Genomic DNA, 16,505 nt, shown 5'->3' on the forward strand with positions numbered 1-16,505 from the left:
TCGACTCCTTCAAGGTTGAGGCCGCGCGGACGCGGACGGGGAAACATCGGCGGGCAGGAATTTCTCGGCGTGATGGCAGGCCACCATGCGCTCGTCGAGCAGGCGCGGCAGCGGCCGCTCGCTGCGGCAGCGCTCGGTGGCATGCGCGCAGCGGGTGTTGAAGACGCAGCCCGGCGGCGGTGCGAGCGGCGAGGGCAGCTCGCCCTTGAGCACGATGCGTTCGGAGGCAAGACCGGGCGTCGATGCCAGCAGCGCCTGGGTGTAGGGGTGCAGCGGCCGCGCGAAGATGCGCGCCTTGGGGCCCTGCTCGACCGCATGGCCCAGGTACATCACGAGCACTTCGTGCGCGATGTGGCGCACCACGCCGAGGTCGTGCGAGATGAAGAGATAGGACAGGCCGAGCTCGGCCTGCAGGTCGGCCAGCAGGTTCAGCACCTGGGCCTGGATCGAAACGTCGAGCGCCGACACCGGCTCGTCGGCCACCAGCAGGCGCGGGTCGAGCATCAGGGCCCGCGCGATCGCGATGCGCTGGCGCTGGCCGCCCGAGAACATGTGCGGATAGCGGTTGGCGTACTCGGGCCGCAGGCCGACCCGGGCCAACATGTCGCGCGCCTTGGCGGCCCGCTCGGTCTTGCCGAGCGCGGTGTTGATCGCCAGCGGGTCCTCGAGCACGGAGGAGATCTTCTTGCGCGGGTTGAGCGATCCGTAGGGGTTCTGGAACACCAGCTGCACCGCCTGGCGCAGCTCGCGCCGGCGCTCGTGCGGCGGATCGACCGCGTCGTGGCCAACCAGCCGGAGCGAGCCCGCGGTCGGTTTCTCGATCAGCGCCACCATGCGCGCCAAGGTGGACTTGCCGCAGCCGGATTCGCCGACGACCGCCAGCGTGCGGCCCTTCTCGACCTTGAACGAGATGTTGCCGACCGCCTGCAGCTGCGCCGGTGCGCGGAACAGCCCGCGGCGCACCGCGTAGACACGCTGCAGGTCCTGGGCCTCGACCACCCATTCGGTCATCGCACGAACTCCACCACCCGCGCGCCATCACGCGCCATCGCCGCGTCGCGCTGCGGATCGCCGAGCGCATAGTGGCAGCGCACCTGACCGCCCATCCAGTCGCGCAGCTCGGGCCGCACGGCGCGCGAATGCGCGGTCGCGTAGCTGCAGCGCGGCGCGAACAGGCAGCCCGCGGGACGATCGTGCAGGCCCGGCACCACGCCCGAGATGGTGGCCAGCCGGCCCTCGCCGGCCGCGCGCTCGGGCAACGCCGCCAGCAGCGCCGCGGTGTAGGGATGCTGCGGCGCCGCGAACAATTCGGCCACGCCGCGCTCCTCCATCACCTGCCCCGCATACATCACGGCCACGCGCTGCGCCATCTCGCTGACCACGCCCATGTTGTGTGTGATGAGCACCAGGCCCATGCCGCGCTCCTTCTGGAGGCTGCGCAGCAGGTCGAGGATCTGGGCCTGGATCGTGACGTCGAGCGCGGTGGTGGGCTCGTCGGCGATCAGCAGCTTGGGGTTGCAGGCGATCGCCATCGCGATCATCACGCGCTGGTTCATGCCGCCGGACAGCTGGTGCGGATAGCTGCCCAGGCGCGAGGACGCCGCCGGGATGCCGACCTGCTCGAGCAGGCCGATGGCCCGCTTCTTCGCTTCGCGCTTGTCGAGATGGAGATGCAGGCGCAGCGTTTCCATCAGCTGCCAGCCGATCGTGAAACAGGGGTTCAGGCTGGTGGTCGGCTCCTGGAAGATCATTGCGACGTCCTTGCCGACCAGTCCGCGCCGTGCCTTGTCCGACAGGCCGAGCAGGTCGTGGCCGTCGAAGCGAAGGTGCTGCGCCCGCACGCGGCCCGGCCAGCCGATCAGGCCCATCAGCGCCATCATCGTGACGCTCTTGCCCGAGCCGGATTCGCCGACGATGCCGAGCACCTCGCCCTGCTCCAGCCGCAGGCTCACGCCGTCGACCGCATGCAGCGTGCCGCCCTGGGTCGGGAACTCCACATGGAGGTCTCGGATGTCGAGAAGAGGCATTTCAGCGTTTGAGTTTGGGGTCGAGCGCGTCGCGCAGCCCGTCGCCCAGAAGATTGAAGGCCAGCACCGCGGCGAGGATCGCCATGCCCGGGAAGGTCACGACCCACCAGGCACGCAGCACGAACTCGCGCGCATCGGCGAGCATCGTGCCCCACTCGGGCGACGGCGGCTGCGCGCCGAGGCCGAGAAAGCCCAGCGCCGCGGCGTCGAGGATGGCGGTCGAGACGCCCAGCGAGGCCTGGACGATCAGTGGTGCGGCGCAGTTGGGCAGCACCTCGCGGAACATCAGCCGCAGCGTGCCGGCGCCGCTCACGCGGGCCGCCGTGACATAGTCGCGCGAGACTTCGGAGATGACGGCGGCCCGCGTGATGCGCACGTAGTGCGGCAGCACCACCACGGCCACCGCGAGCATCGCGTTGGTCAGGCCCGGACCGAGGATGGCGACGATCACGATCGCCAGCAGCAGGCTGGGCAAGGTCAGCACGACGTCCATCAGCCGCATGATCGCGATCTCGAGCACGCCGCGGAAGAAGCCCGCGATCAGGCCCAGCGCGATGCCCGCCGCGGCCGAGATCGCCACCACGGCGATGCCGATCGACAGCGACAGCCGGGCGCCGAACATCAGCCGCGAGAGTATGTCGCGCCCGATCGCGTCGGTGCCCAGCAGGTGCGCGGCGGTGCCGCCCTCCTGCCAGGCCGGCGGCCGCAGGAAGGCGCTGCTGTCGGTCTGGTTGGGCGCATGCGGCGCGATCCACGGCGCGAACAGCGCCACCAGCAGCAGCAAGACGATCACGGCCAGGCCGATGACCGCGCCGCGGTTGGCCGAGAACGCGCCCCAGAACTCGCGCCACGGGCCGGGTGGCGCGGTGCTCTTGTCGGTCACCACGGCGCTGGCGCTCATCTGCGGATCCTCGGATTGATGAGCCCGTAGGCGACATCGACCGCCACGTTGACCGTCATGACGATCACGCCGAGCAGCAGCATGCCGCCCTGCAGCACCGGGTAGTCGCGCCGCCCGATCGCCTCGATCAGCCACTTGCCGACGCCGGGCCAGGAGAAGATGGTCTCGGTCAGGATCGCGCCGGTGAACAGCACGCCGACCTGCAGGCCGATCACGGTGACCACCGGGATCATCGCGTTGCGCAGCGCATGCAGGCCGATCACGCGCAGCGGCGCCAGGCCCTTGGCCCGGGCGGTGCGGATGTAGTCCTCGCCGAGCACTTCGAGCATGGCCGATCGTGTCATGCGCGCGATCACGGCCAGGGTGTTGGTGCCGAGCACGATGGCCGGCAGGATCAGGTGCTGCAGCGCCGAGACGAAGGCGCCCTTTTCATCGGACAGCAGCGTATCGATCAGCAGAAAACCGGTGACCGGCTCGATGAAATACTGCACCGAGATCCGGCCCGACACCGGCGTCCAGCCGAGTTGCACCGAAAAGAACAGGATCAGCAGCAGCCCCCACCAGAAGATCGGCATCGAGTAGCCGGTGAGAGAGGTCGCCATCACGCCATGGTCGAACAGCGAATTGCGCTTGACCGCCGCCAGGATGCCGGCCGGAATGCCCAGCAGCAGCGCGAACGCGATGGCGCACAGCGCCAGCTCGACCGTGGCCGGGAACAGCGCCAGGAACTCGCTCATCACCGGCTCCTGCGTGATCACCGACTTGCCGAGGTCGCCATGCAGCACGCGGCCGATGTAGATGCCGTACTGGGTGAACAGCGGCTTGTCGAGCCCGTAGTCCTTGAGCAGCGCCGCGTGGCGCACCGGGTCGATGCCGCGCTCGCCGGCCAGCGTCTCGATCGGGTCGCCCGGCACCAGACGGATCAGGAAGAAGGCGAGCAAGGTCATGCCGATGAAGGTCGGCACGAGCAGGCTGGCGCGGGTCAGGATGAATCTGAACATTCACGCCCAATATGCAAGAGCGATGCCGGCTATGGTCCTCGGCCGAACCCTTACTACTTTTTAACGTCGCGCAGTTCGCGCCGCAGGATCTTGCCGACCGGCGTCTTGGGCAGGTCGGTGCGGAACTCGATCACCCGCGGCTGCTTGTAACCGGTCAGGTTGGCGCGGCAGTGGGCCCGGACCTCGGCCTCGGTGAGGTCGGGGTTCTTCTTGACGATCACCAGCTTGACGCCCTCGCCGGTCTTCTCGTCCGGAATGCCCACGGCGGCGCACTCGAGCACGCCCGGCATCAGCGCGACCACGTCCTCGATCTCGTTCGGATACACGTTGAAGCCCGAGACCACGATCATGTCCTTCTTGCGGTCCACGATCTTGAAGTAGCCGCGCTCGTCCGCGATCGCGATGTCGCCGGTCTTGAAAAAGCCGTCGGGGGTCATGACCTTGGCGGTCTCGTCGGGCCGCTGCCAATAGCCGGCCATCACCTGCGGCCCCCGGACCGCGAGTTCGCCCGTGCTGCCCAGCGGGACCTCTCGGCCGTCGTCGTCGAGCAGCTTGACCTCGGTGCTCGGCAAGGGCACGCCGATGGTGCCTGTGTAGGCGATGCTGGTGGTCGGGTTGCAGGTCACCGAGGGCGAGGTCTCCGACAGGCCGTAGCCCTCGCAGATCGGGCAGCCGGTCTTCTCGAGCCAGAGCTTGGCCACCGCGGCCTGCACCGCCATGCCGCCGCCGACCGAGACCTTGAGGTTCTTCCAATTGACGGTGTTGAAGTCCGGGTGGTTCGCGAGGCCGTTGAACAGCGTGTTGACCGCCGGGAAGCTGTGGAAGGTGTGCTTCGACAGTTCCTTGAGCACCGCCGGGATGTCGCGCGGATTCGGGATCAGGATCAGCTTGCCGCCGGTGCGCATGCTGAGCATCATGTTCACCGTGAAAGCGAAGATGTGATAGAGCGGCAGCGCGCAGATGCTGGTCGGCTGCTCGCCGGCCGGCACCTTCTGCATCACGGGGTCGTTCCAGGCCTCGGACTGCAGCACGTTGGCGATCACGTTCCGGTTGAGCAGCACCGCGCCCTTCGACACGCCGGTGGTGCCGCCCGTGTATTGCAGCACCGCGACGTCGTCCGGCCCCAGCGCCGGCGCCTTCAAGGTGCGCGTGGCACCCTTCTCGAGCGCATCGTTGAAGCGCACCGCGCCCGGCAGGCTGAACGCCGGCACCATCTTCTTGACGCTGCGCACCACGTAGTTGACCAGCGCGCCTTTCAGCATGCCGAGCCGGTCGCCCATCGAGGCCAGCACCACGTGCTTGACCTGCGTGGCGCCGATGCACTGCTGCAGCGTGGTGCCGAAGTTCTCCATCAGCACGATCGCGGTCGCGCCCGAATCCTTCAACTGGTGCTCGAGCTCGCGCGGCGTGTAGAGCGGATTGACGTTGACCACGATCAGGCCGGCACGCAACACACCGGCCACCGAGATCGGGTACTGCGGGCAGTTCGGCATCATGATCGCCACCCGGTCGCCCTTGACCAGGCCCAGGCCCTGCAGGTAGCAGGCGAAGGCGCGGCTCTGGTGGTCGACGTCGGCGTAGCTGACGTCCTTGCCCATGAAGCTGTAGGCCGTGCGGTCGGCGTATTGGGTGAAGCTCTCTTCCATCAGCGCCACCAGCGAGGCGTAGCGCGAGGCATCGATGTCGGCGGGCACGCCTTGCGGATAGCTGCCGAGCCAGGGTCGATCAATCACTGTCAGTCTCCAGAACGAAATCTTGTGGGGAAATCTGCCGCCATCGTAACTTGAGCTTCGGATGCGGCACGGGCCGCGACATTGCGCGGCCCGTGGTCTTCGCGACGCGGCGAGCGCTACTCGATCGCCTTCGCCATGTCCTCGACCACCTTCTTGGCGTCGCCGAAGACCATCATGGTCTTGTCCATGTAGAACAGCTCGTTGTCGAGACCTGCGTAGCCCGCGGCCATGCTTCGCTTGTTGACGATCACGGTCTTGGCCTTGTAGGCCTCCAGGATCGGCATGCCGTAGATCGGCGTGCCCTTGGTGAGCGCGGCCGGGTTCACCACGTCGTTGGCACCCAGGATGATCGCCACGTCGGCCTGCGCGAACTCGCCGTTGATGTCCTCCATCTCGAACACCTGGTCGTAGGGCACCTCGGCCTCGGCCAAGAGCACGTTCATGTGGCCCGGCATGCGCCCGGCCACCGGGTGGATCGCGTACTTCACCGTCACGCCCTTGTGGGTGAGCTTCTCGGCCAGCTCGTTGACCGCGTGCTGCGCCCGCGCCACCGCCAGGCCGTAGCCCGGCACGATGATCACCGTGTCCGCGTTGGACAGCATGTAGGCCGCGTCGTCGGCGCTGCCGCTCTTGACCGGGCGCTGCTCCTGGGCCGCGCCGCCGGCCGTGGCCGCCTCGCCGCCGAAGCCGCCCAGGATCACGTTGAAGAACGAGCGGTTCATCGCCTTGCACATGATGTAGCTCAGGATCGCGCCCGACGAGCCCACCAGCGAACCGGCCACGATCAGCATCGCGTTGTTCAGGCTGAAGCCGATGCCCGCGGCCGCCCAGCCCGAGTAGCTGTTGAGCATCGACACCACCACCGGCATGTCGGCGCCGCCGATCGGGATGATGATCAAGACGCCCATCACGAAGGCCAGCAGCAGCATCGCGAGGAAGGCCGCCCAGCTCTCGGTCGCCATGTAGACCAGGCCCAGCGCGATGGTCAGCAGGCCCAGCACCAGGTTGAGCATGTGCTGGCCCTTGAACTGCACCGGCGCGCCCTGGAACAGGCGGAACTTGTACTTGCCCGAGAGCTTGCCGAAGGCGATCACCGAGCCGCTGAAGGTGATCGCGCCGATGGCCGCACCCAGGAACAGTTCGAGGCGGTTGCCCGCGGGGATGGCATAGCGCAGGAAGCCGTCGATGATCGCGGCGCCCTCGGGCGTCTGCACGCCGACCGCGGCCGCCACCGGCGGCGGCGTGATGCCGAAGGCCCAGGGCTCGACCACCGCGGCCACCGCGATAAACACCGCCGCCATACCGATCATGCTGTGGAAGAAGGCCACCAGCTCGGGCATCTGGGTCATCTCGACCGTCTTGGCCCGGTAAGCGCCGTAGCCGCCGCCGACCACCAGCCCGAGCAGCACCCAGGCCATGCCCATGGCCTTGCCGCCCGAGAGCTGCACGATCAGCGCCGCGGTGGTCAGGATGGCGATCGCCATGCCGACCATGCCGAAGAGGTTGCCGCGGATCGACGTGGTGGGGTGGCTCAGGCCCTTCAGGGCCTGGATGAAGCAGACGCTGGCGATCAGGTACAGCAGCGTGACGACATTCATGCTCATGCTGCGTTCCCCTTGTCACCTGCTGGTGCGGCCTTCTTGTCCTTCTTCTTGAACATCTCCAGCATGCGCCGGGTGACCAGGAAGCCGCCGAAGACGTTGACCGCGGCCAGCGCCACGGCCAGCACGCCCATGGTCTTGCCGAGACCCGTCTCGGTCAGCGCGGCCGCCAGCATGGCGCCCACGATCACGATCGCCGAGATCGCGTTGGTGACCGCCATCAGCGGCGTGTGCAGTGCCGGCGTGACGGTCCACACCACGTGGTAGCCGACGTAGATCGCCAGCACGAAGATGATCAGGTTGATGACGGTATGGGATACGGGATCCATGGCGATGCTCCTCCGGGGGTTTCTTGTCTTACTTCCTGGTGACCTGGCCGTCTTGCGCCATGCGGCAGGCCGCCACGATGTCGTCCTCGAGGTCGATCTTGAGCGTGCCTTCCTTGGCCACGATCAGCTTCAGGAAGTCGAGCACGTTGCGCGCATAGAGCGCCGACGCATCGGCCGCCACCAGCGCCGCCAGGTTGGTCTCGCCGACGATCGTCACGCCGTGCTTGACCACCGTCTTGTCGGCCTCCGACAGCGGGCAATTGCCGCCCACGCCGTCGGGGCCCTTGCCGGCGGCGATGTCGACGATCACCGAGCCCGGCTTCATGGCCTTGACCATGTCCTCGGTGATGAGGGTGGGGGCCGCCCGGCCCGGGATCAGCGCGGTGCTGATCACGACGTCGGCCAGCGCGACGCGCTTGGCGACTTCGACCTGCTGGCGGGCCAGCCAGCTCGGGGGCATCGGCTTGGCATAGCCGCCGACGCCGACCGCGGCTTCCTTCTCTTCGTCGGTGTCGTAGGACACCTCGATGAACTTGCCGCCCAGCGACTCGATCTGCTCCTTGACCGAGGGCCGCACGTCCGAGGCCTCGATCACCGCGCCCAGGCGCTTGGCGGTGGCGATGGCCTGCAGGCCGGCCACGCCGACGCCCAGGATCACGACCCGCGCGGCCTTCACGGTGCCGGCGGCGGTCATCAGCATCGGGAAGAAGCGCTGGTACTTGTCGGCGGCGATCATCACGGCCTTGTAGCCGGCGATGTTGGCCTGCGACGACAGCACGTCCATGCTCTGGGCACGGGTGGTGCGCGGGGCGGCCTCGAGCGCGAAGGCCGTCAGGCCTGCGGTCGCCAGACGCTGCAGGCCGGCGGCATCGAAGGGGTTGAGCATGCCGATGAGCACCGTGGCGGGCTTCATCAGCGCGCACTCGCGGTCGTCGGGGCTGCGTACCTTGAGCACGATGTCGGCGCCGAAGGCGCCCGCGGCATCGGTGATCTCGGCGCCGGCGGCCTGGTAGGCCGCATCGGTCACACTGGCGGCCACGCCGGCGCCCGACTGCACACGAACGACATGGCCTTGCGCCACCAGCTTCTTCGCGGTCTCCGGGGTCACGGCGACACGGGTTTCGCCTGGCACGGTTTCGACCGGCACGCCTATCAGCATGGACTTCTCCTCAGGGCAGCATTGGAATTCGCGCCGAGCTTACCCGAAGACGCCAGCCGGAAGTTGTCCCCCAGGTGCCGATGCCAGCGGTACCTTGGAGCGCCCTGGCTGTCCATTTCGCTATCAAATCGATAGCACTCCGGAACCTGCTTCGCTGGGTACACTGTCGGCGCGATGACCGTAACGAAGAACGCCGGCTTCGCATGACAACAAGATTCAGGGGGATCGAATGCGTATCGCTGCGCTTGACGACGAGGGGGTTCAGCTCGAACTGATCCGCCATGCTGTGGAGGTCATCGGCCACGAGTGCCACGGCTATGGCGACGGCAAGTCGCTGCTGCGCGACCTGCACCGCGAAACCTACGATCTGCTGATCCTCGATTGGGGACTGCCCGACATCGAGGGCCCGCGGCTGGTCAAACGGATCCGCGACGACCTCAAGAGCGCCATGCCGATCCTGTTCGTCACCAACCGGCGCGAGGAAGAAGACCTGGTCGAAGGGCTGGCGGCCGGCGCCGACGACTTCATGACCAAGCCCATCCGGGTGGCCGAGCTTCAGGCCCGCGTGCGCGCCCTGCTGCGCCGCACCTACCCGGCCCAGCAAGAGAGCCAGCTCTTGTTTCGCGACTATCGCTTCGATGCGGCGACGCGCACCCTTCGGATCGCCGGCAGACTGGTCGAACTCAGCCGCCGCGAGCACGCGCTGGCGCTGTTCCTGTTCCGCAACCTGGGCCGCCTGCTGTCGCGCGACCACCTGCGCGAGGCGGTCTGGGGCCTCGACACCGAGACACCGTCGCGATCGCTCGACACCCACATTTCGCGACTGCGGCAGAAACTCGACCTGCAGCCTTCCAACGGTTTCCTGCTGTCCGCCGTCTATGGCATGGGCTACAGGCTGGAGCCTCTCGAGTCGGAGCAGATCGAGGCGCTCCATGGCCGGCGCATCTGAATGAAGCGGCACGCCCGCACGCCGCCGCCGCCCGACTGGCGCCGGTTGCGCGACAGCCTGGACCACTGGCCGGATGCGGCGCTGCTGCTCGACCCCGAAGGCCGCGTGGCGGTCGCCAACCTGGTGGCACAGGGCCAGTGGCAAGGCGCCGGGGCGCCGCTGCAGGGCCAGCCTGCAGACAGCCTGCTCAGCGGTCTTCGCCGCCGCGGCGACGGGGCGCCGTTGCTGCCCCGGGCCGCGCTGCGCGGCGGCCCGCGAGCGACCTGCGGCGAGGGCGAGGATGCGCAGGGCCGCGGCTGGTTGCTGCGCTGCCTGCCGCTCGTCGACGAGGGTCAGGGCTTGCACGGCTGGCTGGTCGTGCTGGTCGATGTCACGCTGCTGTGGTTGGCCGAGGCACAACGCGACCACGCCTTGCGATTCCTCTCCCACGACGCCCGCCAATCCGCGACGACGATCCTCGCCATGCTCGACCTGGCGCGCCAGCGGCCGGAAGCGGCGCAGGCGGACGGCCGGCTGCTGCAGGGCATCGAGCGCGAGGCGCAGGCCGGCCTCGACCGCTCCGACCGCTTCGTGCAGCTGGCAAGGACGCAGGCACGGCCGCTGCAAACCGAGTTGCTGGACCTCGCCGCGCTGCTGCGGATGGTAGTCGACGCGGCCTGGTCCACGGCGGGCCGGCAACGGGTCCGGATCCTGCTGCGGCCCCTGCCCGACGACGCGCCTTGCGTCGCCGATCGAGGCATGCTCACGCGCGCACTGGGCGCGATGCTCGACCATGCGCTCGATCGCTCGCCGCCCGGCTCGATCCTGTCGTGCGCCGTCACGGCGCACGACGGGCAGTGGCGCGTCGCCCTGCGGGAGCCTGCCGCGGGCCCACCGGTGCGACAGGCGCTGCAGTTGGCCCGCACCGTGGCACAGCGCCATGGTGGTAGCCTGGACATCGAACACGCAGCCGATGCCGGCTGCACCGTCACGCTGGTGCTGCCCAGGCCGACCGCGGCCGAACTTGCGGCGCCTTTCACGGAGTCATGAGCATGGCGAAGCGCTGGAAACCCAATGTCACGGTGGCCGCCGTGATCGAGCAGCAGGGCCGCTACCTGCTGGTCGAAGAAGACACGGCCGACGGCCTGCGGCTGAACAACCCGGCCGGGCATCTCGACCGCGGCGAATCGCCCGTCCAGGGCTGCGTGCGCGAAACACTGGAAGAAACCGCCCACCACTTCAGCCCCACCGCGCTCGTCGGCATCTATCTGGCCCGCACCCGGCAGCCCGAAGACATCACCTACCTGCGCTTCGCCTTCACGGGCACGCTCGGCGCCTTCGAGCCGGCGCGGCCGCTCGACCACGGCATCGTCCGCACGCTGTGGATGACGATCGATGAAATCCGCGCCAGCGTGGCGCGGCATCGCAGCCCGCTGCTGCTGCAGGGCGTCGAAGACCACGCGGCCGGCAAGCGCTACCCGCTGGAGCTCGTGCGCGTCGATCCGTCGTTGATCTAGGGCGTGTTAACACTAACTGAGTTGACCATGGATGACGACAGATAATTCATGCATGGAGATCACACCAGCCCAATTCGCCCAGATCGAGCACTGCCTGCCTCTGCAGCGCGGCAATGTAAGCCTCTCGAATTTGGACGTGTTGAATGCGATCCTTTATGTTGCAGAGCACGGATGCAAGTGGCGCGGCCTGCCCAAGCGCTTCGGCAACTGGCACACCATCTACACGCGCATGAATCGGTGGTCCAAGAGCGGCGTGCTGGATCGCGTGTTTGCCGAGCTTCAGCAGGCCCAGGTCGTGCGCATCAAGATCGAGGCGGTGTCGCTGGACAGCACCATCGTGAAGGTTCATCCCGATGGCACTGGTGCGTTAAAAAAAAAAACGGTCCCCAGTCTATCGGTCAATCCAGAGGCGGGTGGACCACCAAGATTCATATGGTTGCCGCGGATGCTCGAACGGCCGTAACGTTTTCCCTCTCGCCTGGCCAAGCGCACGACGCGCCCGCAGGACGCGCTTTGCTGAGCAGCTTGGGTGCACCCGACCGACCTCTCCACCTGCTCATGGATCGCGCCTACGAGGGCAATGAGACACGGCAGTTGGCACTCGATCTGGGCTTCATTCCTGTCGTTCCGCCCAAGCAAACCCCGATGACGCCATGGGAGTACGACCGAGCGATGTACAAACGTCACAATGAGATCGAACGCCTCTTTCGGCGCCTCAAAGGCTACCGCCGGATCTTCTCTCGCTTCAAAAAACTCGATGTGATGTTCATCGGCTTCATCAGCTTCGCGCTGATCGCCGACGGACTTCGTTTGTGTTAACACGCCCTAGTTCGCGATCACGCCGCCACCGAGGCAGACCTCGCCGTCGTACAGCACGGCCGACTGGCCCGGTGTGACGGCCCATTGCGGTTCTTCGAATTCGAGGCGGAAGGCGCCATCGCGCCCCTCGCCCATCCGGCAGGACGCGTCGGCCTGCCGATAGCGCGACTTGGCGGCCAGCGCGCCGGGCGCCGGCGCCTGGCCCGAGACCCAGCTCGCATCGTCGGCCTCGAGCGCCGACGACAGCAGCCACGGATGGTCGTGACCCTGCACCACCCACAACGTGTTGTCGGCGACATCCTTGCGCGCCACGAACCATGGCGCGTGGTCGCCGGCGCCGCGCCGGGCGCCCTTGGCCTTGATGCCGCCGATGCCCAGCCCCTGGCGCTGGCCCAGCGTGTAGAAGCTCAGGCCCTGGTGCTCGCCGATCTGGCGGCCGCGCTCGTCGCGCACCGGGCCCGGCTCCTTCGAGATGTAGCGGTTGAGGAACTCGCGGAAAGGGCGCTCGCCGATGAAGCAGATGCCGGTGGAGTCCTTCTTCTTCGCGTTCGGCAGGCCAATCTCGTCGGCGATGCGCCGCACCTCGGTCTTGTGCAGCTCGCCGACCGGGAACAGCGTCTTCGACAACTGCTGCTGGTTCAGGCGATGCAGGAAGTAGCTCTGGTCCTTGGCCGGATCGAGTCCCTTGAGCAGTTCGTGCAGGCCACTGGCCGCGTTGCGGCGAACGCGTGCGTAGTGCCCCGTGGCGATCTTCTCGGCGCCGAGCCGCATCGCGTGGTCGAGGAAGGCCTTGAACTTGATCTCGGCATTGCACAGCACGTCGGGATTCGGCGTGCGGCCGGCCTGGTACTCGCGCAGGAATTCGGCGAACACGCGGTCCTTGTAGTCGGCGGCGAAATTGACGTGCTCGATCTCGATGCCCAGCACGTCGGCCACGCTGGCGGCGTCGACGAAGTCGATGTTCGACGAGCAGTATTCGCTGTCGTCGTCGTCTTCCCAGTTCTTCATGAAGATGCCGACCACCTCGTGGCCCTGCTGCTTCAGCAGGTGCGCCGTGACCGCGGAGTCGACTCCGCCGCTCAGGCCCACCACGATGCGCTGCTTTTCCATAGGGCTGGCATTGTCCCAGCACCGGCCAAGCCGGTGCCGGCGGCGGGTCAATTCAGCGCGCGGGCAGCTGGTCGCGGAGTTCGGCCAGGATCTCGTAGGAGCGCAGCCGCGCGTCGTGGTCGAAGACCTGCGAGGTGATCATCAGCTCGTCCGCACCGGTGCGCTCGACGAAGGCCTGGATGCCGGCGCGCACGGTGTCGCGCGACCCCACCGCCGAACACGACAGCACCGAATCGAGCAAGGCGTTCTCGGCCGGGCCGACTTTCTGCCGATAGTTGGCGACCGGGGGCGGCAGGCGCCCCGGCCGGCCGCTGCGCAGGTTGACGAAGGCCTGCTGCCAGGATGTGGCGCGGAACGCGGCTTCCTCGTCGGTCTCGGCCGCGAACACGTTGAAGCCCAGCATCACGTAAGGCTTGGCGAGTTGCGCCGAGGGCTTGAAGGTCTCGCGGTAGATGCGGATCGCCTGCATCAGCTGCTGCGGCGCGAAGTGCGAGGCGAAGGCATAGGGCAGGCCGAGATGGGCCGCGAGCTGGGCACCGAAAGTGCTCGATCCGAGGATCCACACCGGCACCTCGAGCCCCCGGCCGGGCACCGCGAGCACCGGCTGGCGCGGCTCCTTCGACATGAAGTCCATCAGTTCGACGACGTCCTGCGGGAACTGGTCCGAATCGGATTGAAGGTCGCGCCGCAGCGCCTGCGCGGTGCGCTGGTCGGAGCCGGGCGCGCGGCCGAGGCCGAGGTCGATGCGCCCCGGGTACAGCGATTCCAGGGTGCCGAACTGTTCGGCGATCACCAGCGGCGAATGGTTCGGCAGCATCACGCCGCCGGCGCCGATCCGGATCGTCGAGGTGCCGGCGCCGATGTGGGCCAGCAGTACCGCCGTGGCCGCGCTCGCGATGCCCGGCATGCCGTGGTGCTCGGCCAGCCAGTAGCGGCGGTAGCCCAGCTTCTCGCCATGCCGCGCCAGCGACAGCGAATTGCGAAAGGACTGCGCGGGATCGCTGCCTTCGGTGACGGGGGAGAGATCGAGGATTGAAAACGGAATCATGCCGCTATCTTGGCGCGGATCGGCCGGATTCAAGCGCCGAAGGGATATTGGCCCGCCACCGGGTAGGCTTGCGGCCATGAATTGGCGACGCTTCGGTTCCTGCATGCTTGGTTTTGCGCTGGCCCTGGCCCTGGGCGCTTGCGGCTCGCTGCCGGCAGGCGTGGAGCGGCCGGTGTCGACCAGTCTTCCCGCCGCGCCGGATCAAAGCCCGCTGGCCCGGCTGGCCGAGTCCGCGCTGCCGGCCAGCGCCCAGTCGGGCTTCCGGCTGCTGCCGCTGGGCGCCTACGGCCTCGATGCCCGGCTGGCGCTGATCGGCCGCGCCACGCGCACCCTGGACCTGCAGGTCTACATCATGGACAACGACGAGTCCGGGCGTGCCGTGTTCGCCGCGCTGCGCGACGCCGCCCAGCGCGGGGTGCGCGTACGGCTGCTGCTTGACGACCTCAACAGCGCGAGCGCCGAGCCGCTGCTGGAGGCGCTGGTCGACCTGCCGAACTTCGAGATCCGCTTGTTCAACCCGTTCTGCTGCGCCCGCCAAAGCCTGGCCGGGCGCATCGCGACCTCGCTCGGCGACCTGCCCCGGCTCGATCACCGGATGCACAACAAGCTGATGATCGCCGATGGCGCGCTGGCCATCATCGGCGGCCGCAACATCGCCGACGCCTACTTCGGCCGCGACCCGGTGGCGAACTTCATCGACCTCGACGCCATCGCCGCGGGTCGCGTGGTGCCCCAGCTCGGCGTGCTCTTCGACCGCTACTGGAACAGCGAAGAATCCTTTCCGGCCAAGTCCCTGGTGCGACCGCTCGGCCCCGAGTCCGCGCGCACGGCCGCGCTCGCGCGCCTCTTGCCCGACAGCGCGGCACCGATCGATCCCGGACTGCCCGCGCGCGACCTGCTGGGACGCGAGCCGGTCGGCAAGGAACTGGCGGCAAACCGGCTGAGCCTGGTCCCCGGCCTCGCCTACGCCGTCGCCGACCAGCCGTCCAAGCGGCTGCAGATCGGCGACGAGCTCGAGGCCGGCAGCCTGATGACCGGCGCAGTTAGCCAGATGCTCGGCACCCGCAGCGAACTGGTGGTGAGCTCGCCCTACCTGGTGCCCGGCACGCGCGGCATGGCGGTGATGCACAGCCTGCAGCGCAAGGGCGTCGAGATGACGCTGGTGACCAACTCGCTGTCGGCCAACGACTCGGCCCTGGTCAACATCGGCTATGCGCGCTACCGGCGGCCGATCCTGCGCGCCGGCGTCAGGCTGTACGAGATCAGCGCCCAGCCCTCCGCCAATGCGAGCCAGCCTTTCTTCAGCGGCTCGTCGCGCGGTCGCCTGCACGCGAAGCTGATGGTGATCGACCAGGAAGTGGTGCTGCTCGGCTCGCTCAACCTCGACCCGCGCTCGGCGCGACGCAACACCGAGCTCGGGGTCGCGATCGACAGCCCGGCACTGGCCAGGGAAGCGCTGCGCCTGATCGACGCGATGAAGAACGAGGCCTACGCCCTGCGGCTGGAGACGCAAGGCAGCGCGCTCGCGTGGGTGTCGCCGAACGAGGACGACGACCAGGGCGTCGACACCGAGCCGGGCGTGTCGCCATGGAACACGCTGCAACGGCTGCTGCTGCAGCCGCTGGTGCCCGAGGACCTGCTCTGACGCGCGTCGGCGCGCTGCTCAGGCCAGGGCCTTGGCCTTGAGCCTGGCGAATTCTTCCGGGGTGATGGTGCCGGCGTCCAGCAGCGCCTTGGCATCCGCGATGTGCTCGGCCGGCGACTTGCCGGCCACTTCGCGGATGTAGGCGTCGGTGTCGGACTTGGCGCGCTGCAGGCTGGCACGCTGCCGCTCCGCCATGCCCCGGCCGCGGATCACGATGTAGAGGATCGCCGTGAGGCCCGGGATCACGACCAGGCCGATGATCCACAGCACCTTCGATCCGCCGCCCAGCTCCGAGTCGCGGAACAGGTCGCCGATGATCTGGAACAGGATGAGCAGGTAGACGATCAGGACGAAGGTCGACAGCAGCAATTGAATCAGGTCCCAAAAATTGCTCATGGATGTCTTTCTAGCTTGTTGAAAAATCGAGTAAACAGAGGCGGCTTCAGGGCCGGCGCGTGGCGCCGTGCGCCAGCGAGCGCAGCAGGCTCAGCACGAAGCCGCCTGTGAACATGCCCAGCACGTAGATCAGCAGCACCAGCACCGAGATCGGCAGCGTGATGCTCATGGAGAACAGCGAGACGGTCGCGGACTCCAGGTTCTGGAACTTGAACAGCAGGACGATGCCGGCCAGGATCACGATCAGCACGATGTAGACGAAGCGGTGCATGAGGGGTCTCTCCTTGGTGA

17 protein-coding genes are annotated in these 16,505 nt (G+C 67.8%); 5 read left to right on the forward strand and 12 right to left on the reverse strand.

Annotated elements, in window-relative coordinates:
- Nucleotides 1-9: 9 nt before the first annotated feature.
- The 8 genes from QZH52_RS17060 to QZH52_RS17095 all read right to left on the reverse strand — a co-directional run bounded on the left by QZH52_RS17060 (nucleotide 10) and on the right by QZH52_RS17095 (nucleotide 8,751).
- Complete coding sequence (locus tag QZH52_RS17060; protein ID WP_301811121.1) at nucleotides 10-1,011, reverse strand: dipeptide ABC transporter ATP-binding protein; 1,002 nt, start codon at nucleotides 1,009-1,011, stop codon at nucleotides 10-12.
- Entirely contained in the window at nucleotides 1,008-2,027 is a 1,020-nt protein-coding gene (locus QZH52_RS17065) for an ABC transporter ATP-binding protein (RefSeq protein ID WP_301811124.1), read from the reverse strand. Before QZH52_RS17065 ends, QZH52_RS17060 begins: the two co-directional genes overlap by 4 nt.
- Nucleotide 2,028: 1 nt before the next feature.
- Nucleotides 2,029-2,928 (reverse strand): ABC transporter permease subunit, encoded by a 900-nt coding sequence (locus QZH52_RS17070; RefSeq protein WP_301811126.1) that lies wholly within the window; start codon nucleotides 2,926-2,928, stop codon nucleotides 2,029-2,031.
- On the reverse strand, nucleotides 2,925-3,929 hold the full coding sequence (locus QZH52_RS17075; RefSeq protein ID WP_286519883.1) for an ABC transporter permease subunit: 1,005 nt from the start codon (nucleotides 3,927-3,929) through the stop codon (nucleotides 2,925-2,927). The genes QZH52_RS17070 and QZH52_RS17075 overlap by 4 nt, the downstream gene beginning before the upstream one ends.
- 53 nt (nucleotides 3,930-3,982) lie before the next feature.
- Nucleotides 3,983-5,662, reverse strand: a complete 1,680-nt coding sequence (locus tag QZH52_RS17080) for a long-chain-fatty-acid--CoA ligase (RefSeq protein ID WP_301811129.1) — start codon at nucleotides 5,660-5,662, stop codon at nucleotides 3,983-3,985.
- Between the two features lie 116 nt (nucleotides 5,663-5,778).
- Nucleotides 5,779-7,266 carry an NAD(P)(+) transhydrogenase (Re/Si-specific) subunit beta gene (locus QZH52_RS17085; protein ID WP_301811133.1) on the reverse strand — a complete coding sequence of 496 codons (1,488 nt, stop codon included), beginning with the start codon at nucleotides 7,264-7,266 and terminating at the stop codon, nucleotides 5,779-5,781.
- Nucleotides 7,263-7,592, reverse strand: coding sequence for an NAD(P) transhydrogenase subunit alpha part 2 (locus tag QZH52_RS17090; protein WP_301811134.1), 330 nt, complete (start codon nucleotides 7,590-7,592; stop codon nucleotides 7,263-7,265). The genes QZH52_RS17085 and QZH52_RS17090 overlap by 4 nt, the downstream gene beginning before the upstream one ends.
- A gap of 28 nt (nucleotides 7,593-7,620) precedes the next feature.
- Nucleotides 7,621-8,751, reverse strand: a complete 1,131-nt coding sequence (locus QZH52_RS17095; protein WP_286519878.1) for a Re/Si-specific NAD(P)(+) transhydrogenase subunit alpha — start codon at nucleotides 8,749-8,751, stop codon at nucleotides 7,621-7,623.
- 229 nt (nucleotides 8,752-8,980) lie between these two features.
- Between QZH52_RS17095 and QZH52_RS17100 the strand changes: the two genes are divergently transcribed.
- From QZH52_RS17100 to QZH52_RS17115, 4 genes are all read left to right on the forward strand, one after another.
- On the forward strand, nucleotides 8,981-9,700 hold the full coding sequence (locus QZH52_RS17100) for a response regulator transcription factor (RefSeq protein ID WP_301811140.1): 720 nt from the start codon (nucleotides 8,981-8,983) through the stop codon (nucleotides 9,698-9,700).
- Nucleotides 9,701-10,729: a sensor histidine kinase gene (locus QZH52_RS17105; RefSeq protein WP_301811143.1), complete on the forward strand. Its 1,029-nt coding sequence runs from the start codon at nucleotides 9,701-9,703 to the stop codon at nucleotides 10,727-10,729.
- A 2-nt stretch (nucleotides 10,730-10,731) separates the two neighbouring features.
- The gene (locus tag QZH52_RS17110; protein ID WP_301811145.1) at nucleotides 10,732-11,196 is read left to right on the forward strand and encodes an NUDIX hydrolase; all 465 of its coding nucleotides are present in this window, start codon (nucleotides 10,732-10,734) and stop codon (nucleotides 11,194-11,196) included.
- Between the two features lie 52 nt (nucleotides 11,197-11,248).
- Nucleotides 11,249-12,015 (forward strand): IS5 family transposase gene (locus QZH52_RS17115; protein WP_301811148.1). Its coding sequence is split into 2 segments (ribosomal slippage): nucleotides 11,249-11,566 and nucleotides 11,569-12,015, totalling 765 coding nucleotides; the frame shifts between segments, so codons are not numbered across the junction.
- Between the two features lie 6 nt (nucleotides 12,016-12,021).
- Here the strand turns inward: QZH52_RS17115 and mnmA are convergent.
- Both mnmA and QZH52_RS17125 read right to left on the reverse strand, forming a co-directional pair.
- Nucleotides 12,022-13,125, reverse strand: coding sequence for a tRNA 2-thiouridine(34) synthase MnmA (gene mnmA / locus QZH52_RS17120; RefSeq protein WP_301811151.1), 1,104 nt, complete (start codon nucleotides 13,123-13,125; stop codon nucleotides 12,022-12,024).
- Between the two features lie 52 nt (nucleotides 13,126-13,177).
- On the reverse strand, nucleotides 13,178-14,173 hold the full coding sequence (locus QZH52_RS17125) for an LLM class flavin-dependent oxidoreductase (RefSeq protein WP_286533523.1): 996 nt from the start codon (nucleotides 14,171-14,173) through the stop codon (nucleotides 13,178-13,180).
- Nucleotides 14,174-14,249: 76 nt separating this feature from the next.
- On the opposite strand from QZH52_RS17125, the gene QZH52_RS17130 reads away from it, so the two are divergent.
- Nucleotides 14,250-15,818 carry a phospholipase D-like domain-containing protein gene (locus QZH52_RS17130; RefSeq protein WP_301811163.1) on the forward strand — a complete coding sequence of 523 codons (1,569 nt, stop codon included), beginning with the start codon at nucleotides 14,250-14,252 and terminating at the stop codon, nucleotides 15,816-15,818.
- An 18-nt stretch (nucleotides 15,819-15,836) separates the two neighbouring features.
- Here QZH52_RS17130 and QZH52_RS17135 read toward each other — a convergent pair whose 3' ends face one another.
- Entirely contained in the window at nucleotides 15,837-16,214 is a 378-nt protein-coding gene (locus QZH52_RS17135; protein ID WP_286509795.1) for an SHOCT domain-containing protein, read from the reverse strand.
- Between the two features lie 46 nt (nucleotides 16,215-16,260).
- Nucleotides 16,261-16,485, reverse strand: a complete 225-nt coding sequence (locus tag QZH52_RS17140) for a LapA family protein (RefSeq protein ID WP_286519871.1) — start codon at nucleotides 16,483-16,485, stop codon at nucleotides 16,261-16,263.
- Between the last annotated feature and the right edge of the window lie 20 nt (nucleotides 16,486-16,505).

The sequence above is a fragment of the Variovorax ginsengisoli genome, assembly GCF_030486595.1.
In the GTDB taxonomy this organism is placed as follows: domain Bacteria; phylum Pseudomonadota; class Gammaproteobacteria; order Burkholderiales; family Burkholderiaceae_C; genus Variovorax; species Variovorax ginsengisoli_B.

What these genes read in the sequence shown, in the direction of transcription:
- QZH52_RS17100 (WP_301811140.1), top strand. Translation starts at nt 8,981, where the DNA reads ATGCGTATCGCTGCGCTTGACGACGAGGGGGTTCAGCTCGAACTGATC.
- QZH52_RS17110 (WP_301811145.1), top strand. Translation starts at nt 10,732, where the DNA reads ATGGCGAAGCGCTGGAAACCCAATGTCACGGTGGCCGCCGTGATCGAG.
- QZH52_RS17140 (WP_286519871.1), bottom strand. Translation starts at nt 16,485, where the DNA reads ATGCACCGCTTCGTCTACATCGTGCTGATCGTGATCCTGGCCGGCATC.
- QZH52_RS17090 (WP_301811134.1), bottom strand. Translation starts at nt 7,592, where the DNA reads ATGGATCCCGTATCCCATACCGTCATCAACCTGATCATCTTCGTGCTG.
- QZH52_RS17105 (WP_301811143.1), top strand. Translation starts at nt 9,701, where the DNA reads ATGAAGCGGCACGCCCGCACGCCGCCGCCGCCCGACTGGCGCCGGTTG.
- QZH52_RS17130 (WP_301811163.1), top strand. Translation starts at nt 14,250, where the DNA reads ATGAATTGGCGACGCTTCGGTTCCTGCATGCTTGGTTTTGCGCTGGCC.
- QZH52_RS17070 (WP_301811126.1), bottom strand. Translation starts at nt 2,928, where the DNA reads ATGAGCGCCAGCGCCGTGGTGACCGACAAGAGCACCGCGCCACCCGGC.
- QZH52_RS17075 (WP_286519883.1), bottom strand. Translation starts at nt 3,929, where the DNA reads ATGTTCAGATTCATCCTGACCCGCGCCAGCCTGCTCGTGCCGACCTTC.
- mnmA (WP_301811151.1), bottom strand. Translation starts at nt 13,125, where the DNA reads ATGGAAAAGCAGCGCATCGTGGTGGGCCTGAGCGGCGGAGTCGACTCC.
- QZH52_RS17065 (WP_301811124.1), bottom strand. Translation starts at nt 2,027, where the DNA reads ATGCCTCTTCTCGACATCCGAGACCTCCATGTGGAGTTCCCGACCCAG.
- QZH52_RS17135 (WP_286509795.1), bottom strand. Translation starts at nt 16,214, where the DNA reads ATGAGCAATTTTTGGGACCTGATTCAATTGCTGCTGTCGACCTTCGTC.
- QZH52_RS17095 (WP_286519878.1), bottom strand. Translation starts at nt 8,751, where the DNA reads ATGCTGATAGGCGTGCCGGTCGAAACCGTGCCAGGCGAAACCCGTGTC.
- QZH52_RS17060 (WP_301811121.1), bottom strand. Translation starts at nt 1,011, where the DNA reads ATGACCGAATGGGTGGTCGAGGCCCAGGACCTGCAGCGTGTCTACGCG.
- QZH52_RS17125 (WP_286533523.1), bottom strand. Translation starts at nt 14,173, where the DNA reads ATGATTCCGTTTTCAATCCTCGATCTCTCCCCCGTCACCGAAGGCAGC.
- QZH52_RS17085 (WP_301811133.1), bottom strand. Translation starts at nt 7,266, where the DNA reads ATGAGCATGAATGTCGTCACGCTGCTGTACCTGATCGCCAGCGTCTGC.